Here is a 23437-nt window from a genome sequence, read left to right on the forward strand (position 1 = left end):
GGTCGGGCCGCCGGGGCGGCACGACGCTCCGCACGACTCTGCGAGTCTGCACGACGTCGCTCCCCGCGGCGAGGCGGTCGACCGCCAATCTACGTCGGACTTCCGACATCCGCTCAGACCGAGCGGCGCCCCTCGAATGCGCGGCCGAGCGTGACCTCGTCGGCGTACTCCAGGTCGCCGCCCACCGGAAGTCCGGACGCGAGACGGGTCACCGCGATCTCGAGGGTGTGCAGCAGCCGGCTGAGGTAGGTCGCCGTCGCCTCGCCCTCGAGGTTGGGGTTGGTGGCCAGGATGACCTCCTGCACGGTACCGTCGGCCAGCCGCTGCATGAGCTGCGTGATGCGCAGGTCGTCGGGGCCGATGCCCGCGATAGGGCTGATCGCGCCGCCGAGCACGTGGTACAGCCCGCGGAATTCGCGGGTGCGCTCGATCGCGGCGACGTCCTTCGCGTCCTCCACGACGCAGATGAGCGTCTGATTGCGGCGCGGGTCACGGCAGATCGAGCAGCGCTCCTGCTCCGTGACGTTGCCGCACACTTCGCAGAAGCGCACCTTGTCGCGCACCTCGGCGAGCAGCTCGGCCAGGTGCGACACATCGAAGTTCGGGGTCTGCAGGATGTGGAACGCGATCCGCTGCGCCGACTTGGGGCCGATTCCCGGCAGGCGGCCGAACTCGTCGATCAGGTCTTGGACGATGCCGTCGTACATGGGCTAGCTGAACCTCGTGGGCGGCTCGTACGGCTCCTCACGGACGAACGTGGCGCCGAGCACCTGTCGCACGACCGCTTCGCCGTAGCGCTGGACCCCGTCGTTGCGGGTGGTGACGACCGGCGTGAGCGGCGGGGCGATGGTCGGGGGGACGGGCGCATCGACGACGGCATCCGTGTCGTCGTCGGCGTCGACGTCGACGAGCTCGATCGACGGGGCGACGTCGGCGGGCGGCAGGACCTCGCCCTCGCGGGGCGGTGCGAGCGTGGCCACGCGGGCGGGTGAGGATGCCGCGTCTTCCGGCTCGTCGTCGACCGCGAACTGCGCCGGCGCCTCGGGCATCGCGGCGGGACCCGGGTCCGGTGGCGGGGCGTCGTCGTCCGACGGGATCGGCGCGACGGCCCAGTCGGTGACCGGGGATGCCGACGCCGAGGCCCGCGGCGCCGCGGGTGCCGCGCTCCGGACCGGGGACGCGGCCGTGGACGCGCGCGGTGCGGCTGCGGACGGGCGGGCCGACGGAGGCGCAGCGGCAGATGCCTGCGGCGAGACGGCCTCACTCGGGGCGGGCGCACCGGGCGTGGGCGTACTCGGGGCGGGCGCGCTCGGCGCGGCGGACGCGTCACGTGCGGGACGAGCGGGGGCTGGGCCGCCCGCACCTCCCGAGCCGGCGTCGCCGCCGGAACCGCCGGTGGGATCGTGGCGGGCGATGTACTTGACGCGGATGCCGAGCACGGCCTGGATCGCCTGGCGCAGGTCCTCGCTCGGTCCCTTGCCCGCGGCGAGCTGCTTGAACTTCGCCACATCGCTCTGGCTCGAGAAGGTCAGGGTCAGCACGTCGTCGTCCAGCGCCGCGATGTGCGCACCCGAGGCGAGCATCCACGACGACCGGCTCACGTTCTCGAGACGGCCGAGCACCTGCGGCCAGGCCCCCTGCAGGCGCTCCAGCGTGACCGGTCCGGTGGGTGCAGGGGCCGCCGGCTCAGCGGCGGTAGGCGCAGAGGCCGCCGGGGTCGCGGGGGCAGCCGAGGGCACCGCGGAAGAGGGCGTCGCTGCGGCAGCAGGCACAGCAGCAGCCGGCGCAGCGGCAGCAGGCACAGCAGCAGCCGGCGCAGCGGCAGCAGGCACAGCGGCAGCAGGCACAGCGGCAGCCGGCCGTGCACCAGCGGGTGCGGCATCCGCCCCGCGGGCGAGCACACGCGCGACCATGAGCTCGAGCTGGAGGCGCGGCGACGTCGCGCCGGTCATGTCGTCGAGGGTCGCGACGACGAGGTCGGCGATGTGGGAGAGCCGTGACGGACCGAACGCGTCTGCCTGGCGCTGCATGCGGGCGAGGTCTTCGGCGGAGATGCCGCGCAGCACCGCTGCCGCGCCCTGACCCGTCGCGGCCACGACGATGAGGTCGCGCAGTCGCTCGAGCAGGTCGTCGACGAAGCGGCGCGGGTCTTGTCCGGTCTGGACGACGCGATCGACCGCGGCGAACGCCGCCGACGCGTCGGACCCCGCGAACGCGTCGACCACCTCGTCGAGCAGCTCGGCGTGGGTGTAGCCGAGCAGCGCGACGGCGCGCGCGTAGGTCACGCGGGCGTCCTCGGATCCGGCGATGAGCTGGTCGAGCAGCGACAGCGTGTCTCGCGGCGACCCGCCGCCGGCGCGGACGACCAGCGGCAGCACGCCCTGCTCGACCTCGACGCCCTCCTGCGCGCACAGCTGCTCGACGTATTCGAGCATCGCGGCGGGCGGCACGAGACGGAACGGGTAGTGGTGCGTGCGCGAGCGGATGGTTCCGATGACCTTCTCGGGCTCGGTCGTCGCGAAGATGAACTTGACGTGGTCGGGCGGCTCTTCGACGAGCTTGAGCAGGGCGTTGAACCCCTGCGGCGTCACCATGTGCGCCTCGTCGAGGATGAAGATCTTGAAGCGGTCGCGGGCCGGGGCGAACACGGCGCGCTCGCGCAGGTCGCGGGCGTCGTCGACGCCGTTGTGGCTGGCCGCGTCGATCTCGACCACATCGAGCGAACCGCCGCCGCCGCGTCCGAGCTCGATGCAGCTGTCACACGTGCCGCAGGGCGTGTCGGTCGGGCCCTGGGCGCAGTTCAGGCAGCGCGCGAGGATGCGGGCGGACGTGGTCTTCCCACAGCCGCGCGGGCCCGAGAACAGGTAGGCGTGCCCCACCCGATCGCTGCGGAGCGCGGTCATCAGGGGTTCGGTGACCTGCGACTGCCCGATCATCTCGCCGAACGACTCGGGCCGGTAGCGACGGTAGAGGGCGGTGGTCACTCCCCCAGCCTACGGCGTGCACCCGACATCGCGGCGGCCTCAGGCATCCGCTCCGTGCTCGACATCGGCCACCCCCACCACGATCGGGATCGCCGCGGTGACGGTGGGCACCGAGGCCGACAGCAGCGAGCCGTCCTCGCGCCGCGCATCGCCCAGTTCCCGCAGCGTGGGGCGCCCCGTGATGACCGGACCGTGCCCCGTCAGGGCGACGACGGTCTCGTCGCCGGGGCCCACCACGTAGCCGACGCCGCGCACGCTGAAGCCGACGGGGTCGCCTTCGCCGGCGCGCACGCGCAGCTCGTCACGCGTCACCGCGACCTCCAGCCGCGTGCCGTGCCAGTGCAGGACGAACTCGAGCGAGGGCCATGCCGCGGGCAGGCGCGGGTCGAACGACAGCTCGCCGAAGTGGTCCCGCATGCCGCCGAAGCCCGCCACGAGCGCGGTCCACACGCCACCGGCCGACGCGACGTGCACGCCGTCGGCCGCGTTGTGGTGCAGGTCGCCGAGGTCGACGAAGATCGACTGCCGGAAGTACTCCAGAGCGAGGTCCTGGTAGCCGACCTCCGCGGCGAGGATCGCCTGCACCACCGCCGACAGCGTCGAGTCACCCGTCGTCAGCGGGTCGTAGTACTCGAAGTCGGCCAGCTTGTCCTCGGCGGAGAAATGGTTGCCCTGGAGGAACAGCGCGAGCACGACGTCGGCCTGCTTGAGCACCTGGTACCGGTAGATGACCAGCGGGTGGAAGTGCAGCAGCAGGGGGCGCTTGTCGGGCGGCGTGTTCTCGAGATCCCAGATCTCGCGCTCGAGGAAGACGTGATCCTGAGGGTGGATGCCGAGGGTCGGGCTGAACGGGATGTGCATCGCCTCGGCGGCACGCTCCCACGCGTCGGGCTCGCCCGGATCCAGCGCGAGACGCTCGACCATCTGGCGGTACACCTCGCCGTCGACTTCGGCCATGTCGCGCACGGTGCGGGCGGCGAAGCGCAGGTTGAACCGCGCCATCACGTTCGTGAACAGGTTGTCGTTCACGACCGTCGTGTACTCGTCCGGCCCGGTGACGCCGTGGATGTGGAACGTGTCGCCCTCGCCGTCGATCACGCCGTCGCTGGAGCGCCAGAAGCCGAGCGTCGCCCACAGTCGGGCGGTCTCCACGGCGATGTCGACGCCCTCGCGGAACAGGAACTCGTCGTCGCCGGTGGCCCGCACGTACTTGGCGAGCGCATAGCTGACGTCTGCGTTGATGTGGTACTGCGCGGTGCCGGCGGCGTAGTAGGCCGACGCCTCCTCGCCGTTGATGGTGCGCCACGGGAACAGCGCTCCGGCCTCGTTGAGCTGGAACGCGCGCTTGCGCGCGGCGGGCAGCATCAGGTAGCGCATGCGCAGCGCGTTGCGCGCCCACAGCGGCGTCGTATACGCCAGGAACGGGAGCACGTAGATCTCGGTGTCCCAGAAGTAGTGCCCGGAGTACCCCGACCCGGTCATGCCCTTGGCCGGCACTCCCTGCCCGTCGGCGCGCGCCGAGGCCTGCGCGAGCTGGAACAGGCACCAGCGGGTGGCCTGCTGCAGGTCCTCGTGCCCGCCGATGCGCACGTCCGAGCGCTCCCAGAACGCGTCCAGCCACGAGCGCTGCTGCGCGTACACCGCGTCGACGCCCTCGCTGAGGGCGCGGTCGAGGGTGCGGCGGCAGCGGTCGACCAGCTCTCGCGCGGGCACGCCGCGCGAGGTGTGGTAGCTGACGAGCTTGGTGACGCGGATCGGCACGCCCGCCTTGGCCTGCACGCGGAACACGTTCTTCGCGATGTCCGGTTCGATCAGGGTGCGCGAGGTGTACGCGTTCGCCGTCTCGATGAGGTGGTCGGCGACGACGGCCACCGTCATCCCCGAGTCGGTGGCGCGGTACGACAGCGCCGAGCGCAGCTTGTCCTGCCAGTACTCCTCGGGCTGCAGCACGCGCTCGTGCAGCTTCTCGGTCTTGCGCGGATCGAACCCGGCCCGGCGCGGGGCGGTGGGGGTGCCGCCATAGACGTCCTCGCCGTCCTGCCGGTTGATCATCTGGCAGCTCACCGTGACGGGGGCGTCGGCGTTGAGCACCGTCACCTCGATGGTCATCAGCGCGAGGTGCTTCTCCTCGAACGACACCAGGCGCTCCATGTCGACCCGCACGTCCTTGCCCGAGGGCGTCGTCCACCGGACGTGGCGGCGCAGCACGCCGTCGCGCATGTCGAGCACGCGCTCGTACTCGCGGACGTCCGCGACATCCAGCGACAGCGGCTCGTCGTCGACGTAGACGCGCATCACCTTCGTGTCGGGCGCGTTGATGATGGTCTGCCCGACCTCCGCGAACCCGTACGCCTGCTCGGCGTGACGGATCGGGAACGTCTCGTGGAACCCGTTGATGAACGTGCCCTGCTCATGCGCGAACCGCCCCTCGGGGTGGTTGCCGCGCATACCCAGGTAGCCGTTGCCCACGGCGAACAGCGTCTCGGTCACGCCGGCGTCGTCGAGGTCGTAGGCGGACTCGATCAGCCGCCATTCGTCGACGGGGAAGCGGTCGCGGTCGATCATCGTACGAAGTCCTCCAGATCGTTCACGACGACGTGGGCGCCCGCGTCGACGAGGTCTTGCGCTCCGGCGCCGCGGTCGACGCCGACGACGAGCCCGAAGCCTCCGGCCACCGCCGACTGCACGCCGCTGATGGCGTCCTCGACGGCTGCGCAGCGCGCGGGGTCGGCCTCCAGCATCCGCGCCGCCTCCACGAAGACGTCGGGCGCGGGCTTGGAGGCGAGATGGTCGCGTTCGGCGATGACACCGTCCATGACGACGGCGAAGCGATCACGGATGCCGGCTGCCGCCAGCACCTCCTCCGCGTTCTTCGAGCTCGACACCACGGCGACGGTGGTGCCGGCGTCCGCCAGCACGTCCAGCAGCCGCAGCGAGCCGGGGTACGGCGAGATGCCGTCGGCGCGCAGCACGCGTTCGAACACCGCGTTCTTGCGGTTGCCGATGCCACACACGGTGTCGGCGGTGACGGGGTCCGAGGGGCTCCCCCACGGCACCTCGACGTCGCGCGAGCGCAGCAGGCTCGCCACGCCGTCGTAGCGCTTCTTGCCGTCGAGGTGGGCGAAGTAGTCCCGCTCGGTGTACGGCGGGGTGATGTCCCACGCCGCGAAGAGCTCCTCGAACATCGCCTGCCAGGCGTGCATGTGCACCTCGGCCGTCGGCGTCAGCACACCGTCCAGATCGAACAGCACGGCGTCATAGGCGGTCAGATCGGGCAGGGCGTCGTGAGCCACAGGACCTCCGGGTGCGGGTGGGGTGCGTCGGCACTGCGTCGCGCCGTCCAGCAAGCGTAATGCGGGCGGGTGTCCGGTCGACACCCCGGCCGGTCACGAACCGGCGACGCTCAGCGTCTGGCGCGCGATCTCGAGCTCCTCGTCGGTCGGGACGACGAGGACGGCCACCGTGGAGGCATCCGTGGAGATGACGCGGATGCCGCGCTCGCGGCTCTCGTTGCGCGCCGGGTCGATCTCGATGCCGGCGAAGCCGAGGGTCTCCAGCGCCGCTGCCCGCACATGCGGCGCGTTCTCGCCGACACCGGCGGTGAACGAGATGACGTCGGCGCCGCCGAGCTGGGCGAGATAGGCGCCGGCGTAGGCGCGGAGCCGGTGCACGTACACCTCGAACGCCAGCTGCGCCCGCGGGTCGCCGCGCTCGATCGCGGCGCGGATGTCGCGCAGGTCGTTGGAGCCGGCCAGGCCCAGCAGCCCGCTGCGCTTGTTGAGGAGGTCGTCGAGGTCGTCGATCGACATCGCCGCGCGGCGGGCGAGCTGGATCAGCACGGCCGGATCGATGTCGCCCGACCTGGTGCCCATCACCAGCCCCTCCAGCGGCGTGAAGCCCATCGAGGTGTCGACCGAGCGGCCTGCGTCGATCGCGGCCACCGAGGCCCCGTTGCCGAGGTGGAACACGATCTGCTTGAGCTCGCCGAGCGGCCGCCCGAGGAAGGCCGCTGCAGCCTCGCTGACGAACTTGTGCGAGGTGCCGTGGAAGCCGTAGCGGCGGATGCGATGGGATGCCGCCACCTCCGCGTCGATCGCGTAGGTGTAGGCCGCGGGCGCGAGCGTCTGGTGGAACGCCGTGTCGAACACCGCGACGTGCGGCACGTCGGGGAATGCCGTGCGCGCGGCGACGATCCCCGCGAGGTTGGCGGGGTTGTGCAGGGGCGCCAGCAGCGAGAGCTCGTCGATGTTGATCTCGACGAGCGGTGTGATGAGCGTCGGCGCGAAGAACCGCGCGCCGCCGTGGACCACGCGGTGCCCGACGGCGACAGGGGGCGCGTCGGCGAGCGACGGCCCGTCCGCCGCGAACGCGTCGAGCATGACCGCGAATCCGGCGGTGTGGTCGGGGATGGGCAGCTCCCTCGTGCGCGTCGCGTCGAGGAAGGCGGGCGAGGGCCCGTCTGTCGGCGTCGCGTAGACGGTGTGCCGGGCGATGCCGATCGGGTCGCCGATGCGCTCGACCAGGCCGGAGGCGAGGGTGCGCTCGGTGTCCATGTCCAGCAGCTGGTACTTGAGCGACGAGGAGCCGCTGTTGATGACGAGCACCGGCGTGGTCATGGGGTGGCCTCTCCCTGCGCCTGGATCGCGGTGATCGCGATGGTGTTGACGATGTCGTCCACCAGGGCGCCGCGCGACAGGTCGTTGATCGGCTTGTTGAGGCCCTGCAGCACCGGTCCGATGGCGACCGCGCCGGCCGACCGCTGCACGGCCTTGTAGGTGTTGTTGCCGGTGTTGAGGTCGGGGAAGACGAACACGGTGGCGCGCCCCGCGACGGCGGATCCGGGCATCTTGGCCGCCGCCACCGCGGCGTCAGCTGCTGCGTCGTACTGGATCGGCCCTTCGACGAGCAGCTCGGGAGCGCGCGAGCGGACGAGGGCGGTGGCATCCCTCACCTTCTCGACCTCCGCACCCGACCCCGACTCGCCCGTCGAGTAGGAGAGCATCGCCACGCGCGGGTCGATGCCGAACTGCGCGGCGGTCGCCGCCGACGAGATCGCGATGTCGGCCAGCTGCTCGCTGGTCGGATCGGGGATCACGGCGCAGTCGCCGTAGACGAGGACGCGGTCGGCGAGCGCCATGAGGAACACGCTCGACACGACCGAGACGCCGGGCCTGGTCTTGATGATCTCGAACGCGGGACGGATGGTGTGGGCGGTCGTATGCGCGGCGCCAGACACCATGCCGTCGGCGAGCCCCAGGTGCACCATCATCGTGCCGAAGTACGAGACATCCGTGACGGTGTCGGCGGCCTGGGCGAGCGTCACGCCCTTGTGGGCGCGCAGCCGGGCGTACTCCTCGGCGAACTTGTGCACGTGGACCGCGTCCAGGGGCGAGAGCACCTCGGCGCCCTGGATGTCGATGCCGAGCTCGATCGCGCGCGCGCGGACCTCGAACGGCTCGCCGAGGATGACGAGGTCGGCGATGCCGCGCTTGAGCACGGTCGCCGCGGCGCGCAGCACGCGGTCGTCGCCGCCCTCGGGCAGCACGATCCGCTTGCGCTGCGCCCGTGCACGCTCGATGAGCTGGAACTCGAACATCAGCGGCGTCACCACCGTGGCCCGCGCGAGGCCGAACGCCACCAGCAGCTCGCCGGTGTCGACGTTCTGCTCGAACAGCGCCAGGGCCGTGTCGTAGCGGCGCTGCGAATCGGCGGCCAGGCGGCCGCGGGTGCCCATGATGCGCACCGCGGTCTCGTAGGTGCCGAGCTCGGTCGTGATGATCGGCACGCTGGACCCGAGCCCGTCGAGCAGCCGCGTCACCGGTTCGGGCAGGTCGAACCCGCCGTTGAGGACGATGCCCGAGATGGACGGGAAGGTGCCCGAGGCGTTGGCGAGCAGCGTCGCCAGCAGCACCTCGGAGCGGTCCGCGGGGATGATCACGACGCTGCCCTCGAGCAGGCGCGGCAGGACGTTGACCATGGACATGCCGGCCACCACGACGCCGAGCGCCTCACGGGTGAGCCGGCCGGGGTCGCCGGCGAGCAGCTCGCCGTCGACCGAGCGCATGATGCCGCGGATCGACGGGGCGACCAGCAGCCGGTCCTCGGGGATCGCCCACACGGGGACGCCCGACCCGCCGAGGTGTCCGTCCACCGAGCGGCGGATCGCCGCGACGGTCTCGTCGAGCTGATCGGGATCGGCGCGGTTGGCGACGACCGCGAACAGCTTCGCACGGCCGTGCGTGAGCTCGGCGAGGGCGAGGTCGGCGATCTGCCCCACCTCGCCGGGCGTGCGCGCCAGCGACGAGCCGAGCTGCTCGGGCTGCGTCTGGTTCTGCGCCGAGCGGCCGCCGAGCACCAGCAGCACCGGGGCGCCCAGGTTCGCGGCGATCCGGGCGTTGTACGCGAGCTCGGCGGGGCTGCCGACGTCGGTGTAGTCGCTGCCGACGATCACGACGGCGTCGCACTGGGCCTCGACGGCCTTGTAGCGTTCGACGATCGTGGCCAGCGCGGCATCCGCGTCCTCGCGCACGTCGTCATAGGTGACGCCGATGCACTCGTCGTAGGGCAGGTCGACGCCGTCGTGGTCGAGCAGCATCTCGAGGACGTAGTCGCGCTCCACGGTGGAGCGCGCGATCGCGCGGAACACCCCGACCCGCGGGGTCGCGTGGCTCAGCGCGTCGAGCACGCCCAGGGCGACGGTGGACTTGCCGGAGTGGCCCTCGGCCGAAGTGATGTAGATGCTCTGCGCCACCTCCCCAGCCTATGGGCGGGCCGGATGCCGTGGCCAGGGGCTGCCGCCGGATCAAAAGTGGTCCGGCCGGGGCGCACCGCCCCGCGGCTACGCTCGGGGGCATGCAGTCCCGTCCCGGCATCGACGTCCCCGATCACCGTGGAAGGACCGGCCTCGACCAGGCGGGCCGAGGCCTCGAGCGCAACCCCGACGTGAGGGTGACCGACGTGGAGCTCCTGGCCGCGGGCTGGCACGTGCTGCGCCGCACCACCGTGGAGTACCGCGGCCCGTCCGGGCGCTGGGAGACGCAGCAGCGCGAGACCTACGACCGCGGCAACGGGGCGACGGTGCTGCTGTACGACCCCGCGCGGCGCACCGTGCTGCTGACACGGCAGTTCCGCTACCCGGTGTACGTCAACGACCACCCCGACGGGATGCTGATCGAGACCGCCGCGGGACTGCTCGACGAGGACGATCCCGCCACCGCGATCCGCCGGGAGGCGGTCGAGGAGACCGGCATCGACATCGGCGAGCTCGAGCACGTGTGGGACGTGTTCATGAGCCCGGGCTCGGTGACCGAGCGCATCCACTTCTTCGCGGCGCCGTACGACGGGTCGCAGGGCGTCGGCACGCGCGGCGGGCTGGCCGACGAAGGCGAGCACATCGAGCTGCTCGAGCTCGATGTCGACGATGCCCGCGCGATGGTGCGCGACGGCCGCATCCAGGACGCCAAGACGATCATGCTGCTGCAGTGGGCGGTGCTGGACGGCCCGTTCTCGGGCAGGGCCCCGGGGGAAAAGTAAGACTCTCCGCGAACCCGGCAGAGCCTGGTTACCCTTGCTACGTTTCCGTCCTGGGGGAGTTGGCCTGGATGCCGCCTCGCGGAGAGCTGCGTCCAGTCTAGCCTGTCCGCGGAGTGCCGCCGTCCGCGCCGGCTGACGGCATCCAGCGATCTCCCAGTGCCGCGGCGCGTGCGCCGTTGTTACGATCGAGCCGTGGGCGAGGACGCCCGCGTCCACCGCCGACCCGCCTGCTCGGAGGCGGAACAGGAGGCCTTCGATGGTCGATACCGCGACGGGTGCACGCACGACGGACCCGGATGCCGCCCCCGGCGCGCCGGGAACGCTCACGGCGGAGGGGTTCGCGCGGGTCACCGAGGCCATCCTCGGGGCGGTCGGCAGCGTCATCGACGGCAAGCCCGACGCGGTGCGCAGCGCCCTGGTGTGCTTCCTCGCGGAGGGCCACCTGCTGATCGAGGACGTGCCCGGCGTGGGCAAGACCATGCTCGCGAGGGCGCTGGCGACCTCGGTGGACGCGACGGTGCGCCGCATCCAGTTCACCCCCGATCTGCTGCCCGGCGACGTCACGGGCGTGAGCGTCTTCAACCCGGTCGAGCGGGAGTTCGAGTTCAAGCCGGGGGCGATCTTCGCGAACATCGTGATCGCGGACGAGATCAACCGCTCCTCCCCCAAGACCCAGTCCGCTCTGCTGGAGGCCATGGAGGAGCGGCAGGTCACTGTCGACGGGCGCACCCACTACGTGCCGGAGCCGTTCCTCGTGGTGGCCACGCAGAACCCCCTCGAGATGGAGGGCACCTACGCGCTTCCCGAGGCGCAGCGCGACCGCTTCATGATGCGCATCTCGATGGGCTACCCCGACCCGCGCTCGGAGGCACTGATGCTCCGTCAGCGCGACACGCTCAACCCGCTGGACCGGCTCACGGCCGTCGTGTCCGCCGAGGAGGTCGCCGGGCTGATCGCATGGGCACGCGGTGTGCATGTGGCGCCCGCGATCGAGGAGTACGCCGTCGGCCTCGCGCAGGCCACCCGCGTGCACAGCGACCTGCGGCTCGGCGCGAGCCCCCGCGCGACCCTCCAACTCGTGCGCGCGGCCAAGGTGTGGGCCGCCCTGGACGGACGCGGGTTCGTCATCCCCGACGACATCACGGCGCTGCTCGCCCCGGTGTTCGCGCACCGGCTCATTCCCACCCGCGCCGCCGGCGGCGCGCGCGCCGGCACCGCGGCCGACGCGATCACCGCGATCCTCGAGCGCATCGCCGCGAGTGTGCGGGTGCCGATCGCCGCCCGTCAGTGAGGTCGTGATGAGACGCGTCTGGCCGCTCACCGTGCGGGGCACGGGAGCGATCGTGCTCGCGATCGCATGCTTCGTGGTGGCGAACCAGGCCGGCATCGTCGAACTGATGTACTTCGGCATCCTGCTGCTGGCGGCCGTCGCGACCAGCGTCGCGTCGCTGTACGTCGGTCGGCGCACCGACACGGTCAGCCGCTCCCTCTCCCCCGATGTCGTCTCCGTCGGAAGCGAGGCGCGCGTGGCGGTCCGGGTCGGCGTGCGCACCGCGCTGCCCACCCCTCCTGGCGTGTGGCGCGACGAGCTTCCGAAAGGCCTGCGCGGCACGGCGGAGGGATCGTTCGCGGCGCTGGGATCGGGGCTGCGCGGCGGCGAGCGCGTCGTCGAGCTCACCTACTCGGTCACCGGCGCGCGGCGCGGCGTTCACACGCTCGGCCCCCTCACCGTACGGTCCTCCGACCCGTTCGCGCTGGCCCGGCGGTCGATCGTCCTGGCCGGGCGCACGCCGGTCACGGTCGCCCCGGCCGTCGTCGACCTCTCCCCCCTCATCGACTACGCCGGCGCCACCGGCGGGACGCTGCACACCACGACGAACCAGCTCGGTCAGGGCGCCGACAACCTCGTGGCGCGCCCCTACGCCTCGGGCGATTCGATGCGCCGCATCCACTGGCGGGCCACCGCGCACCGCGACGAGCTCATGGTCCGCCAGGAGGAGCAGGAGTCGACCCCGGAGGCCACCGTGGTGCTCGACCGGGCGGCGCTGCGCTGGTCGCCCCAGGCGATGCACGCGCCCGGCAGCGATCCGGGATTCGAGGCCGGGATCTCGGCGTGCGTCTCGGCGGCGGCACGCCTCGTCCGCGACGGCTACGCGGTGGAGGTGATCGACACCGAGGGGACTGTCCTGTCCGAGCGCATCGACGGCGGCGACATGACCGAGGTCGACCGCATGCTCGTGCAGTTCGCGACGGTCACCGCACACCGGGAGGACGCGCTGCCCCGGTTGCCGCGCCTGTTCAGCGGCATCTCGACCGGGCCGGTCGTCCTCGTCGCCGGTCGCGTCGATCCTGCCGACGCCGACGCGATCGGGTCCGTCGCACACCACAGCACGCTCCCGCTGATCCTCGCCGCCGCACCCATGGGCGACGCCCTGGAGCGGGCGGCCGACCACGGCTGGCATGTCGCCGTCATCGGCCCCGACCGGGATCTGAACCTCGGATGGAGCAACGCCGTCGGCCGGGGGGTGCCCCATGCCCTCGGCTGAGACGCGCCGCGCCTCGCGCCGCGGCGGCGAACGGCTGCTGGCGTTCGCGATCCTCGCGGCGCTGCTTGCAGCGCTCCTGCCGGTGGCCCGCGTGGTCGAGTCCGGCATCTGGCTCGTCGGAGCCCTCCTGCTGTCGACCCTCATCCTCGCGGCCGGCTACAACGCGCGCAGGTTCAAGCTGCCGGCGATCGCGGTGACGCTCATCGAGGCGGCGGTGTGGGTCGTGTTCATGACCCTGGTGTTCCTGCCCGAGACGGCGCTGCTGTGGGTGATCCCGACGCTGGACACCTTCCGCGCTGTGCCGCTGCTGGTGTCGACCGCGATGGAGGAGATCACGCTGGGCGCCGCTCCCCTGGAGCCGAGTCTGTCGCTGGCGTTCGTCGTGATCGGCGCGATGGGACTGCTCACGATCATCATCGATCACGTCGTGGTGACGGCGCGGATGCCGCTGCTCGCCTCCGTCGGCATCGTCGCGGTCTCCCTCATCCCGGCGATCGCCGTGCCCGGTGACATCGACGTCATCGGCTTCGTCTTCCTCGCCATCACGATCCTGTTCCTCATCCGCTCCGAGACGCGCTCGCGCGAGAAGCCGCTCGAACGCGAGGCGGAGCGCACAGCGGGAGTGCCGGCGACCGCGATCGGCATCGGCGCGATCGCCATCGTGATCGCGGTGATCGCGACGCCCGTGCTGCCGCAGCCCGCACGGGCAGGGGCGGGCACCGGGCCGGGCGCCGGCATCGATGCGACCCTCGCGCTCGGCGACGACCTGCGTCGCCCGCAGGACATCGAGGTGATCAGACTCCGCACCGACGCGCCGGCGGTGCCGTACCTGCGCGCCACGACCCTCACGCGGTTCGAGGGCGGGGTCTGGGAGCCCGATCACGCGCAGACCATCTCACTGACCAGCGATCGCGCGTTCGGCGACATCGACCTCGACGACGACATCAAGGCCACGGAGTACACGACCAAGATCGAGGTCACGAACCTCGACTCGGTGTGGGCGCCGGTGCCGTACCCGGCGATCGAGGTCACCGGTCTCGACGGACTGTGGGGCGCGGTGCCCTACAACCACACCGTCGCGAGCTCGAGCGCGACAACGAGGGGCCAGTCGTACGAGGTCGTGTCGGCGCAGCCGCGACCGTCGCTCGAGCAGGTGCGGGAGCACGTGGCCGGCGGCAACCAGGTGCGCGAGGAGACGATGGCGGTGCCCGCCGACATCCCGCCGATCATCGGACAGCTGGCCGCAGAGGTGACCGCGCAGGCCACGACCGACTACGACCGGCTGATCGCCCTGCAGCGCTGGTTCCGGGGCGGCGATTTCGCGTACTCGCTGGATGCCCCCGTCGACGACGGCTTCGACGGCAGCGGCGCCGACGCCGTGGCGAAGTTCCTGGAGGTGCGCAAGGGGTACTGCATCCACTTCGCCTCCGCCTTCGCACTCATGGCGCGCACGCTCAATATGCCCTCCCGCGTCGTCGTCGGGTACCTCCCCGGCGAGCCGACGACCGACAACATCGATGGCCAGCCGGTGTACTCGGTGTCGAGTTCGCAGCTGCACGCCTGGCCGGAGGTCTACTTCGACGGCATCGGGTGGATCCCGTTCGAGCCGACGACCAGCCTCGGCGTGCCGACGTCGTTCGCGTCGGCCACCGCCATCGGCGGTGTCGGCGCCGACGCGCAGAACCCCACGCCGGGAGCCACGCCGTCGCCGTCGGCGTCGGCCGATCGCAGCCGGATCGATCCCGACCAGCAGCGACGGGAGGCGTCCGGCGCATCCTCGCGCACCGCGATCGACCCGGTGCCGCTGGTCAGCGTCCTGCTCGCCGTGCTGGCGCTGCTGGCGCTGCCCTTCGTCGGACGGGAGCTGCGTCGCCGCCAGCAGGACGCCGCCGCCCGTCGCGGCGACGCTGCCGCGGCCTGGCAGTCGGTGCAGGATGCGGCGATCGACGTCGGCATCGAGGTGCCCTCCAGCGAGACGCCGCGCGCCTTCGCGCGCCGGCTCATCGCGGAGCACGGGGTGCCGGCATCCGACATGAACACGGTGCTCATCGCGATCGAGCGCGTCAGCTACTCCCGTGCGGGCACGCGTTCGTACTGGATGGGGGATGCCGCCGCCGACGCCGCCGCCTCGGTGCGGGTCGCGCTGCTGGCCTCGGTGCCGCCGACGCGCCGCATCCTGGCGCTGTGCGCGCCTCGTTCGCTCGTGATCCGGCCGGGGAGCGTATTCGCCGGCAGCGCCCCGGTTCGGGCGAGGTAGCGGAGCAGGGTAGGATGGTCGGCGGCCCTCCGGGGCCTCCTGGAGGATTCGCCTAGTGGCCTATGGCGCACGCTTGGAAAGCGTGTTGGGTGCAAGCCCTCGGGGGTTCGAATCCCCCATCCTCCGCCATCCGAAAACCGCCCCTGACCTGCGAAAAACAGGTCAGGGGCGGTGGTCACCCCCGGGCCATGCGAAGTCTTCATGCACAGCGCCACACGACGCCGGCGATCACGAGGGTCCCGCCGCTCAGCCGGGAGCTTCTTCGGCTCTCACGCGGATCGCGGATGGCTGGATCGTCACCGTGAATGCGCGCGTCTCGCCGACCTCCTCACCGTCGATCTCGAACGCGAGCGCCTCCGGAAGGGTGACAGCGACCTTGACCGCGCGGCCGTGATGGGTGGAGTCGGTGTCCGTCACCTCGTCCGACGACTGGATGAATCGCCTCAGACCGTTGTCCCAGAGCATCGTCTTCAGCGTGCCCAGCCACTGCGCCAGCCCCTCCGGACTCAGCACGAGAAAGTCCAGCTCTCCGTCTGACGGGTCCGCCTCGGGGAGAAGCCGCATCCCGCCCTGAAGGGCGCCGCAGTTCGCGACCAGGAACGTGTGACCCTCTTGCGCTTGCGGCATCCCGTCATCGGTCGAGAGGGTGAAGGAGACGACGTCGCTGGCCGACCAAGCCCGCCCGAGCGACTCGACGTATGCGAGCCACCCCGCCTTGTCTTTGAGGTCGTCATCGGTCTCGGCCAGCATCTGGGCGTCCAGGCCGAACCCGACCATCACGACGAAGGCGTGCCGCTCAGACCCGTCCTCCCGCTCCAGCTCCACCCACCCGACGTCGACCGGGCGCGCTCCACCGGCCAGGGCCGGTTCGAACGCCGCGGGAACGTCATTGAGGGGGATGTCGAGGTTGCGCGCGAAGAGATTGCCGGTGCCGAGCGGGATGATCGCCATCTCCAGGTCGGCTGACGTGTCGGCGAGGTGCTCGGCCACGGCCCGGACGGTGCCGTCGCCGCCGGCGACGATCAGCAACTCGGCACCCGCCGCGATCGCCGCCTCGGCGACGCCCTGTCCGGGATCCTCCTCCGCGGTCTCCCACCACCGCAGGTTCTCGATCGAGGTCGTTCCGGTGGCGTGCGCGAGTCCCGCTTCGAGGACGTCGCGCTCGATCTTGGACGGGTTCCAGATGATCGCGGCGCGCATCTCAGGAGGCCTTCTTCGCCTTCTCGTGACCGAGGTCGGCAGCGATGTCGGGAACGTACTTGAATTGATCGGCAGGCGGTCGCTCGTAGTCGTCGGCCTCGGGGCGATCGGGGATCGACACCTCGTCCAGCTCCACCCGCCCGTGGGGGATGCGACTGAGCAGATGACTGATCACGTTGAGGCGAGCGCTCCGCTTGTCGTCGCTCTCGACGGTCCACCACGGCGAGCCCGCGGTGTCCGTCGCGGCGAACATGGCGTCCTTCGCACGGGAGTAGTCCTCCCAGCGCAGGATCGACTCGAGGTCCGTCGGCGACAGCTTCCATCGACGCATCGGATCACCGACGCGGGAGGCGAAGCGCGCCTGCTGTTCGCGGTCGGACACGGAGAACCAGTACTTGATCAAGATGATCCCGTCCTCGATGAGCAGGTTCTCCACGATCGGGGCCTGACGCAGGAATTCCTGGTACTCCTCGTCGGTGCAGTACCCCATGACCCGCTCGACGCCCGCGCGGTTGTACCAGGAGCGATCCATCAACACGATCTCGCCACGGGTCGGCAGGCGCTCGATGTAGCGCTGGAAGTACCACTGCCCCCGCTCCTTCTTCGTCGGCTTCTGCAACGCGACCACGCGCGCGTGCCGCGGGTTCAGGTACTCCATCACTCGCTTGATCGCGCCGCCCTTGCCCGCTGCGTCGCGACCCTCGAAGATCACGAGCACCCGCTCCCCCGACAACGCCACCCATTGCTGCAGCTCCACCAGCTCGGTCTGCAGCCGTTCCAGCTCCGCCTTGTACAGGCGTTTGTCGAGGCGCGCCACCGACGACTTCTTCACACTCTTCTTCGACATCACTTCTCTCTCGATCGCGCCGACACGTCACATCCGCGCGTAGCGGGCGCGGGCGAAGCAGAACAGTCCGTAGATCACCAGTCCGGCGCCGACGATCCACAGGATCACCGCCCCGAAAGGAAGAGTGGCCAGGGAGCGCAGGGCGGCGTCCAGCCCCCCGGCCTCCTCCGGGTGGTGTGTCAGTGCGGCGACGACGAAGAGCACCCCGGTGACCGCGATGGCGATCCCCTTCGCGACGTAGCCGACGACACCGAACGTGACGATGCCTTTCGCCGCCACGCCTTCGGGGAGGACGAGATTCTTCTCGAACCCGCGGGTGGCTCCCCGCACGATGAACGCGATGCCGATAGCCCCGACGATCAGGCCGATGACGACGAGCAGGACGACCCCGGCCGGCGTCGCGAGCAGCTTCGCACTGAAGCTCTGCGAGGACTCCGAGGAATCCGACTGGCCTCCCAGGGCATAGACCAGCGCGGTCCACGCGATCGCGAGGTAGGCGATGGCCGTGCCCACGAACTTGACGCGATGCCCCCATCGCTTCTTCGCATCAGCATCCCGCTCGAGAAAGGCATCGGCGATCTGCCAGACCGCCAGCGCCGACAGACCCAGCGCGATGACCCACAGCAGCAGCACGCCGACGGGCGTCTGCCGAATCTGCTCCATCGCGCCGCTCTGATCAGCCTCACCGCCGCCGCCGGTCACGAATGAGATCGCGACGACACCGATGACGATATGGACGACGCCGAGGACGACGTAGCCGATACGCGCGATCGTGCGGAACACGGTCGAGCCTTCGGTCGCCCGTGCAGCCGCTTCGGGTGTGCTCATCGCCGAAGCGTATCGAGTCGGATCTGACCGAAACAGAGACTGGATTTCGGCCGAAGAGTGTGCAGTCGGGCACCCGCGGCTCGCCGCAGCGGCCACGCCTGCCAAGATGGCGACGTGCAGCCTCCTCATGAGCGTCCCGACATCTCGCGGCTCGTTCCCGTGATCGTCGGCGCCGCCGCCGCCATCGTGGTGATCGTCATCCTCTGGCTGGTGACCTCGCTCCGCCGTGACCAGCCGTTCCCGGTCGACGTGTGGTGGCACGACCTGATGGTGGCGAACCGGACGGATGCGGGCATCGTCCTGGCGTGGATCCCGGGTGTTCTCGGCGGCCCCGTCCTGGCCATCGTCACCGGCTTGGCGGTGGTGGGAACGTTGCTGCTGCTGCGCTGGTGGTGGGCCGCCATCACCGTGACCGCGACCCTGGTGCTGTGCATCGGGATCGCCGCTCCCCTCGCGAGCGTCGTGGGACGGATCAGGCCTGAAGACTCGCTCGCCGAGGCCGTACCCACCTCCTACCCCTCGGGGCACGTGGCCTTCGCCACCGCACTCGTCACGGTTCTGGCGCTGCTGTTCCGACACTGGCTCTGGTGGACGCTCGGCGCGATCTGGGTCCTCTGGATGGCCTGGAGTCGCACCTACCTCGCGGCGCACTGGCTCACCGACGTGATCGGGGGGATGCTCCTGGGGGTGGCAGTCGCCCTCCTGACCTGGGCGATCGTGGAGACCGTCCGCCGACGACGCGCGTCCCGCGCTGCCGACGCGGCTGACGCGCCTGTCAGCGTGAGCGACGAGTAGCCGACAGCCCACAGCGCCCTTCGGCCGAGACCACGGCGTCGTGACGGAACCGGTGCGATTCGTCGTCGACGGTGAATCGTTCGACGTGGTCGGAGACGGCAGTACGGTCCACCCCACCTGAGGCGGCGGAGCCGCCGAGGACGGCAGACGCTCGAACCGTGAACGAGATCAAGATCGGATACGCCCGCCCGTCGACGCTGTGAGCGGGATGTCTCCGCCCAGCGTCACGCGTCGGGGGCGTGCCTCAGAGCTGCCGCCCGCCGAGCTCTCGGTTGTTCGTGCACGGTCGGGGATCGGCGTCGGGCGTTGTCGGTGTCGGTTCGTATCGTCGCTCATGTGATTCGTCGTGTGTGTGGAAGTGGTCGTCCCCTGGTCGCGATTCACGGGTTCGGGGTCGACCATCGCATCCTGCTGGGTCTGGAGGACATGGTGGGAGCGGCTGAATGGCGGCGAATCTACATCGATCTTCCATGGGTAGGGGGTGCTGCGGCGGACGAGGTCTCCAGCGCGCAGGAGGTCGCGGACGGCGTGTGTGCGCAGCTCCGTGAGCATCTGGGTGAGGAGCCGTTCGCCGTGATGGGCAGTTCCTTCGGCGCCATGATCGCCCGATACGTGGCCCATGAGCTGCGTGGGCAAGTTCTGGGACTGGCCACCCTCGCCGGCGTCGTGGAAGCGTCCAGCGACAAGCGGACGTTGCCGACGCGCCAGGTGACCCATCCTGATGCGGATGTCGTCGCGTCCGCGGGCGAATTCCGCGACGACTTCGAGGCCGTGAGCGTCGTTCAGACCGTCGCCACGCTCGCCGCGTTCAACGACTACGTGCTACCGGGACTTCGCAGTGCGGATTCGACTGTGATGGAAAGGATCGCGTCGAGCTATTCGTTGAGCATCGAGCCAGAGGCTGCTCACCCGGCGCCGTTCGACCTTCCTTCCCTGCATGTGTTCGGGCGCCAGGACGACGTCGTCGGTTACGAAGACGGTTGGAGGTTGCGCGACCACTACGTGCGAGGCACCTATGCCGTGCTCGATGCGGCCGGTCACAACGTTCATCTCGAGCAACCCGGAATCACGGCAGCGCTTGTCCAAGACTGGCTTGAACGGATGACGATCACGGCGCGGTGAGCATCACGGATGGGGGCATAGTGCGGATCGGCTTGCCGCACCGCGATACTTCCACCCGGTGACCGCACAAGTGAGGCTTCGCGTCGGACTGAAGGACATCTTCGCGATCGCCGTGCGAGCCGCGGGCTGCAAGGTCTCAGGGATCACGTGGCGCAAGGGGACCCGCGGGACAGCGCCTGACCCGTGAGCGGAGCGTGAGCAATCAGACGATCCGCGTACGGAAACCGTCGAGATGACGGCGGACGCCGTCGCGGCACGCGATGGTGAGGTCATGTTCCACAATCGCCCCACCGTCACCGTCGCCTCGCCGCGCGGAGCCTGGGGGTTGTACGAGAGGTCGGTCGGCCGGTACGGCCTCATCTCCGAGCGCCTGCGCGTGCTTCCGCCCGACACGACCGACCACGAGCGTCGCGTGTGGTCAGCGCTGCGGATCTGGCCGGTCGTGGGTTTCCTGATCGCGATCGCCGTCGCACTCATGACCGATCCGCTGCTGGGCAGCTTCGCGGCGCTGCTGGCCGCCGCGGTCCTGTGGCTCGGCCCGCTTCTGTGGTTGTGGAAGACCGCTCGACCCTTCGTCGGTCGCATCCACGAGGCGTGGGCCGGCCGGTCGATCGTCGGCATCGAGGATGTCGACCGCACACGGCTGCGGCGGGTCGCGGCAGAGCTCGCGGTCGCCGAATCGTGGTTCCACGCCGGACGCCTCGACGAAGGTCAGTTCGCGCGGTGTGGGCGGACGCGTATCGGCAGGTGAGCAACATCGCCACGCAACCGGTCACGGCGCCCCAGGACAGGCGTGCAGCGTGATCCGGGCAGGCCGCGTTCGAGGGCTGCCGAACGACCGGTGGACGTCAGTCGGCCTCGTCGTTCGCGGCGGCTTCGATCCAGTCGATGGCGGCATCCGACAGCTGCACGCCTTCCGCGACGTCGTCGCTCGCCGTCGCCGCCGCGGCGATGTCGGCGGAGCCGCCGGCGGCGATGATCCTGTCGAGGATCGCCGGAGTGAGCGGCTCGCCGTTGTGATCGACCAGCCAGTCCTTGGTGTCGGCGTCGAGCTTCGACCACCAGTCGCTGATGTCCATGCCTGAACTCTCGCACCACGACCGGCCGCGGGGAAGCCGGTCCTTCACGGCGATGACGTGCAGGTCGACCTTCGAGGCGTGCGAGATCGCGTTCAGCGCGGAACGAGCTCCGAGAGCAGCCGCACGACGCGGGTCTTGATCTCGTCGCGGATGGGGCGGACGGCGTCGATCGCCTGGCCCGCCGGATCGTCGAGCTCCCAGTCCTCGTAGCGCTTGCCGGGGAAGATCGGGCATGCATCGCCGCAGCCCATCGTGATGACGACATCCGATTCCCGGACGGCATCGACGGTCAGCACCTTCGGTGTGATGCCGGCGATGTCGATGCCCTCCTCGGCCATCGCCTGGACGGCGACGGGGTTGATGGCGTCCTTCGGCGCGGAACCCGCGGAGAGCACTTCGACGCCGTCTCCTCCGAGCTCGCGCAGGTATCCGGCGGCCATCTGCGAACGCCCCGCGTTGTGCACGCAGACGAACAGGACGGTGGGCTTGTCACTCATGGCGGCCTCGCTTTCTCTTGAGAGAAAGCATAGACCCTGATCTATCTATTCTGCGGAGTTGGTGGGTGAACCGTCGTCGACGAGCTCAGCCAGGAGCCCCCGCACGCGAGCCTCGATGTCGACACGGATCTCTCGGATCTTCTCGGGCGACTTACCGACCGGATCCTCGAGCTCCCAGTCCAGGTAGCGCCGGCCGGGGTAGATCGGGCACGCGTCGCCGCAGCCCATCGTGACGACGACGTCCGCCGCGCGCACCGCTTCGTCGGTGAGCGGCTTGGGGAACTCGGCGCCCAGCGGCACCCCGATCTCCTCGAGCGCCGCGACGATCCCATGGCGCACGTCACTCGCCGGCGCCGACCCGGCCGTGCGCACGGCCACGCGATCGCCGGCGAGCTGGCGGAGGATCCCCGCCGCGATCTGCGAACGACCGGCGTTCTGCACGCACACGAACAGCACGCTGGGCACGGGGCGGGTTGTCGCGCCCTGCGCGCTCAGCGCATCCAGGCGCGCGGCGGCGAACGATGCGGTGCGGCTCGCGAGCATCGGCGACTCCGACCTGCTCGCCAGCAGCTCGTAGCTCTCGACGACTTTCGCGCGCACCGTCTCGGGACCGAAGACCCCGCGGAAACGGATGGCGAGGTCGCTCGCGATCCGCTCGATGTCGGGATGCGGCGCGGTACGGACGCCATCGCCGAGCAACGCGTCCACGCGCTCGGCCTGGGCGGCGGCGATCGAGTACCAGACCCGGCGCCCCTCCGGCTCCCGCACGACGATGCCGTCGTCGTGCAGCGCCTTCATGTGGTGACTCACCGTGGGCTGGCGCAGGTCGAGCGCTTCCGCGAGCCGACCCACCAGGGCTCGCCCGCCGTCGGCATCGCGGATCAACCGGAGGATGCGCGCACGCGTCGGGTCCCCCAGCGAGGTGAGGTCGCCCGGACCATTCATAGACGCGAGTCTATCTACCCTGCCCGATGTGGCGGCCGGCGAGACCGCGGGCATGGCGCCCGAGTCGCGTGACCGTCCACTCCCCGCCCGACTGTTCGATCCACCCCAGATTCGCCAGCTGCCAGAGCAGCTGTCCCGCGATCCGAGGCAGACGTCGAACGTGAGCGGGCGAGAGCGACGCGGGCCCGGCGCACCACGACCGCGCGACGTCGTCAGCGCCGCCGGCACCGCCGCCGTCGACGATCGCGAGGACGGTCAGACGGGGTTCGGTGAGGTAGCGGCGGATCGTCGCATCATCCATGCTCAGCCGCTCTGCACACGACGACTGCGTCGCTCGATCAGCAGCGTGTCGCGCCAATGGCCGGCGTGAGGACCGGCATCCGATCGCGCGATGCGTTCGCGTCGGCCGACGACGCGGAACCCCGCCGCTTCATGCAGTCGGAGACTCGCCGCGTTCTCGGGGAAGATGCTCGACTGGATCGTCCAGATCCCCGCGCCCTCGGCGGCGTCGATGAACGCGTCGAGCAGGAGGCGGCCGATGCCCTGGCCGCGCACGCGACGATCGACGTAGACCGAGTGCTCGACGACGCCACGGTAGGCCGGGCGAGTCGAGACGGCGGATGCCGCCACCCAGCCGATGACGATCCCCTGCGCGTCGACGGCGACGAGCCGCAGGGCGGGCAGCTTCCCGCCGTCGAACGTCGACCAGGTCGGGGTGGCGACCTCGAAGGTCGCCTCCCCGTCGGCGATCCCCTGCGCGTAGATCGCCTCCACCGCCGGCCAGTCCGCCGGCGACATCTCCCG

Annotated in this window: 21 protein-coding genes, 1 tRNA gene and 1 other RNA gene; 8 read left to right on the top strand and 15 right to left on the bottom strand. The window is 70.7% G+C overall.

The genetic code is table 11. The features are described 5' to 3' along the window. Positions 1-113: 113 nt before the first annotated feature. The 6 genes from recR to pta all read right to left on the bottom strand — a co-directional run bounded on the left by recR (position 114) and on the right by pta (position 9735). Positions 114-707, bottom strand: coding sequence for a recombination mediator RecR (recR, locus tag AC1DDU_RS02175; RefSeq protein WP_477430983.1), 594 nt, complete (start codon positions 705-707; stop codon positions 114-116). A 3-nt stretch (positions 708-710) separates the two neighbouring features. Beyond that, entirely contained in the window at positions 711-2984 is a 2274-nt protein-coding gene (locus AC1DDU_RS02180) for a DNA polymerase III subunit gamma and tau (protein ID WP_477430984.1), read from the bottom strand. A 39-nt stretch (positions 2985-3023) separates the two neighbouring features. Continuing rightward, positions 3024-5549, bottom strand: coding sequence for a glycoside hydrolase family 65 protein (locus AC1DDU_RS02185; protein WP_477430985.1), 2526 nt, complete (start codon positions 5547-5549; stop codon positions 3024-3026). After that, on the bottom strand, positions 5546-6277 hold the full coding sequence (locus tag AC1DDU_RS02190; RefSeq protein WP_477430986.1) for an HAD family hydrolase: 732 nt from the start codon (positions 6275-6277) through the stop codon (positions 5546-5548). The genes AC1DDU_RS02185 and AC1DDU_RS02190 overlap by 4 nt, the downstream gene beginning before the upstream one ends. 93 nt (positions 6278-6370) lie before the next feature. Beyond that, entirely contained in the window at positions 6371-7600 is a 1230-nt protein-coding gene (locus AC1DDU_RS02195; RefSeq protein ID WP_477430987.1) for an acetate kinase, read from the bottom strand. After that, positions 7597-9735: a phosphate acetyltransferase gene (pta, locus tag AC1DDU_RS02200; RefSeq protein WP_477430988.1), complete on the bottom strand. Its 2139-nt coding sequence runs from the start codon at positions 9733-9735 to the stop codon at positions 7597-7599. Before pta ends, AC1DDU_RS02195 begins: the two co-directional genes overlap by 4 nt. Before the next feature lie 101 nt (positions 9736-9836). Here pta and AC1DDU_RS02205 point away from each other — a divergent pair, with 101 nt between their 5' ends. Further along, positions 9837-10517, top strand: coding sequence for an NUDIX domain-containing protein (locus tag AC1DDU_RS02205; RefSeq protein WP_477430989.1), 681 nt, complete (start codon positions 9837-9839; stop codon positions 10515-10517). Here the strand turns inward: AC1DDU_RS02205 and ffs are convergent. Further along, positions 10512-10608, bottom strand: an RNA gene (gene ffs / locus AC1DDU_RS02210) — signal recognition particle sRNA small type. The genes AC1DDU_RS02205 and ffs overlap by 6 nt on opposite strands. 165 nt (positions 10609-10773) lie before the next feature. On the opposite strand from ffs, the gene AC1DDU_RS02215 reads away from it, so the two are divergent. The 4 genes from AC1DDU_RS02215 to AC1DDU_RS02230 all read left to right on the top strand — a co-directional run bounded on the left by AC1DDU_RS02215 (position 10774) and on the right by AC1DDU_RS02230 (position 15449). Beyond that, positions 10774-11808, top strand: coding sequence for an AAA family ATPase (locus AC1DDU_RS02215; protein WP_477430990.1), 1035 nt, complete (start codon positions 10774-10776; stop codon positions 11806-11808). 7 nt (positions 11809-11815) lie between these two features. Then, entirely contained in the window at positions 11816-13063 is a 1248-nt protein-coding gene (locus AC1DDU_RS02220) for a DUF58 domain-containing protein (RefSeq protein ID WP_477430991.1), read from the top strand. After that, a complete protein-coding gene (locus AC1DDU_RS02225) occupies positions 13050-15320 on the top strand; it encodes a transglutaminase TgpA family protein (RefSeq protein WP_477430992.1) in 2271 nt (756 codons plus the stop codon). The genes AC1DDU_RS02220 and AC1DDU_RS02225 overlap by 14 nt, the downstream gene beginning before the upstream one ends. A 41-nt stretch (positions 15321-15361) precedes the next feature. Next, a tRNA-Ser gene (locus tag AC1DDU_RS02230) sits at positions 15362-15449 on the top strand. 117 nt (positions 15450-15566) lie between these two features. Here the strand turns inward: AC1DDU_RS02230 and AC1DDU_RS02235 are convergent. From AC1DDU_RS02235 to AC1DDU_RS02245, 3 genes are read right to left on the bottom strand one after another with little or no spacing between them, the layout of a single operon-like run. Next, on the bottom strand, positions 15567-16520 hold the full coding sequence (locus AC1DDU_RS02235) for a diacylglycerol/lipid kinase family protein (protein WP_477430993.1): 954 nt from the start codon (positions 16518-16520) through the stop codon (positions 15567-15569). Position 16521: 1 nt separating this feature from the next. Next, entirely contained in the window at positions 16522-17367 is an 846-nt protein-coding gene (gene ppk2 / locus AC1DDU_RS02240) for a polyphosphate kinase 2 (RefSeq protein ID WP_477430994.1), read from the bottom strand. A gap of 27 nt (positions 17368-17394) precedes the next feature. Further along, a complete protein-coding gene (locus AC1DDU_RS02245; RefSeq protein WP_477430995.1) occupies positions 17395-18291 on the bottom strand; it encodes a DUF1206 domain-containing protein in 897 nt (298 codons plus the stop codon). 18 nt (positions 18292-18309) lie between these two features. Here AC1DDU_RS02245 and AC1DDU_RS02250 point away from each other — a divergent pair, with 18 nt between their 5' ends. From AC1DDU_RS02250 to AC1DDU_RS02260, 3 genes are all read left to right on the top strand, one after another. Further along, the gene (locus AC1DDU_RS02250; RefSeq protein WP_477430996.1) at positions 18310-18990 is read left to right on the top strand and encodes a phosphatase PAP2 family protein; all 681 of its coding nucleotides are present in this window, start codon (positions 18310-18312) and stop codon (positions 18988-18990) included. Positions 18991-19326: 336 nt separating this feature from the next. Continuing rightward, complete coding sequence (locus AC1DDU_RS02255; protein WP_477430997.1) at positions 19327-20112, top strand: alpha/beta fold hydrolase; 786 nt, start codon at positions 19327-19329, stop codon at positions 20110-20112. Between the two features lie 271 nt (positions 20113-20383). After that, complete coding sequence (locus AC1DDU_RS02260) at positions 20384-20863, top strand: DUF6611 family protein (RefSeq protein WP_477430998.1); 480 nt, start codon at positions 20384-20386, stop codon at positions 20861-20863. A 97-nt stretch (positions 20864-20960) separates the two neighbouring features. Here the strand turns inward: AC1DDU_RS02260 and AC1DDU_RS02265 are convergent, their stop codons facing one another. The 5 genes from AC1DDU_RS02265 to AC1DDU_RS02285 form a co-directional block, all read right to left on the bottom strand. Beyond that, on the bottom strand, positions 20961-21191 hold the full coding sequence (locus AC1DDU_RS02265) for a hypothetical protein (protein ID WP_477430999.1): 231 nt from the start codon (positions 21189-21191) through the stop codon (positions 20961-20963). Positions 21192-21283: 92 nt separating this feature from the next. After that, the gene (locus tag AC1DDU_RS02270; protein ID WP_477431000.1) at positions 21284-21688 is read right to left on the bottom strand and encodes an arsenate reductase ArsC; all 405 of its coding nucleotides are present in this window, start codon (positions 21686-21688) and stop codon (positions 21284-21286) included. Between the two features lie 45 nt (positions 21689-21733). After that, positions 21734-22633, bottom strand: a complete 900-nt coding sequence (locus AC1DDU_RS02275) for a metalloregulator ArsR/SmtB family transcription factor (protein ID WP_477431001.1) — start codon at positions 22631-22633, stop codon at positions 21734-21736. Positions 22634-22643: 10 nt separating this feature from the next. After that, positions 22644-22934 (bottom strand): hypothetical protein, encoded by a 291-nt coding sequence (locus AC1DDU_RS02280; protein WP_477431002.1) that lies wholly within the window; start codon positions 22932-22934, stop codon positions 22644-22646. A 2-nt stretch (positions 22935-22936) separates the two neighbouring features. Further along, complete coding sequence (locus AC1DDU_RS02285; protein WP_477433402.1) at positions 22937-23431, bottom strand: N-acetyltransferase family protein; 495 nt, start codon at positions 23429-23431, stop codon at positions 22937-22939. Positions 23432-23437 lie beyond the last annotated feature (6 nt).

It is taken from the genome of Microbacterium sp. 05T445 (assembly GCF_056395865.1).

What these genes read in the sequence shown, in the direction of transcription:
- AC1DDU_RS02275 (WP_477431001.1), bottom strand. Translation starts at nt 22,633, where the DNA reads ATGAATGGTCCGGGCGACCTCACCTCGCTGGGGGACCCGACGCGTGCG.
- AC1DDU_RS02185 (WP_477430985.1), bottom strand. Translation starts at nt 5,549, where the DNA reads ATGATCGACCGCGACCGCTTCCCCGTCGACGAATGGCGGCTGATCGAG.
- AC1DDU_RS02215 (WP_477430990.1), top strand. Translation starts at nt 10,774, where the DNA reads ATGGTCGATACCGCGACGGGTGCACGCACGACGGACCCGGATGCCGCC.
- AC1DDU_RS02270 (WP_477431000.1), bottom strand. Translation starts at nt 21,688, where the DNA reads ATGAGTGACAAGCCCACCGTCCTGTTCGTCTGCGTGCACAACGCGGGG.
- AC1DDU_RS02285 (WP_477433402.1), bottom strand. Translation starts at nt 23,431, where the DNA reads ATGTCGCCGGCGGACTGGCCGGCGGTGGAGGCGATCTACGCGCAGGGG.
- AC1DDU_RS02265 (WP_477430999.1), bottom strand. Translation starts at nt 21,191, where the DNA reads ATGGACATCAGCGACTGGTGGTCGAAGCTCGACGCCGACACCAAGGAC.
- AC1DDU_RS02225 (WP_477430992.1), top strand. Translation starts at nt 13,050, where the DNA reads ATGCCCTCGGCTGAGACGCGCCGCGCCTCGCGCCGCGGCGGCGAACGG.
- AC1DDU_RS02205 (WP_477430989.1), top strand. Translation starts at nt 9,837, where the DNA reads ATGCAGTCCCGTCCCGGCATCGACGTCCCCGATCACCGTGGAAGGACC.
- AC1DDU_RS02195 (WP_477430987.1), bottom strand. Translation starts at nt 7,600, where the DNA reads ATGACCACGCCGGTGCTCGTCATCAACAGCGGCTCCTCGTCGCTCAAG.
- AC1DDU_RS02260 (WP_477430998.1), top strand. Translation starts at nt 20,384, where the DNA reads ATGTTCCACAATCGCCCCACCGTCACCGTCGCCTCGCCGCGCGGAGCC.
- ppk2 (WP_477430994.1), bottom strand. Translation starts at nt 17,367, where the DNA reads ATGTCGAAGAAGAGTGTGAAGAAGTCGTCGGTGGCGCGCCTCGACAAA.
- AC1DDU_RS02235 (WP_477430993.1), bottom strand. Translation starts at nt 16,520, where the DNA reads ATGCGCGCCGCGATCATCTGGAACCCGTCCAAGATCGAGCGCGACGTC.
- AC1DDU_RS02220 (WP_477430991.1), top strand. Translation starts at nt 11,816, where the DNA reads ATGAGACGCGTCTGGCCGCTCACCGTGCGGGGCACGGGAGCGATCGTG.
- recR (WP_477430983.1), bottom strand. Translation starts at nt 707, where the DNA reads ATGTACGACGGCATCGTCCAAGACCTGATCGACGAGTTCGGCCGCCTG.
- AC1DDU_RS02280 (WP_477431002.1), bottom strand. Translation starts at nt 22,934, where the DNA reads ATGGATGATGCGACGATCCGCCGCTACCTCACCGAACCCCGTCTGACC.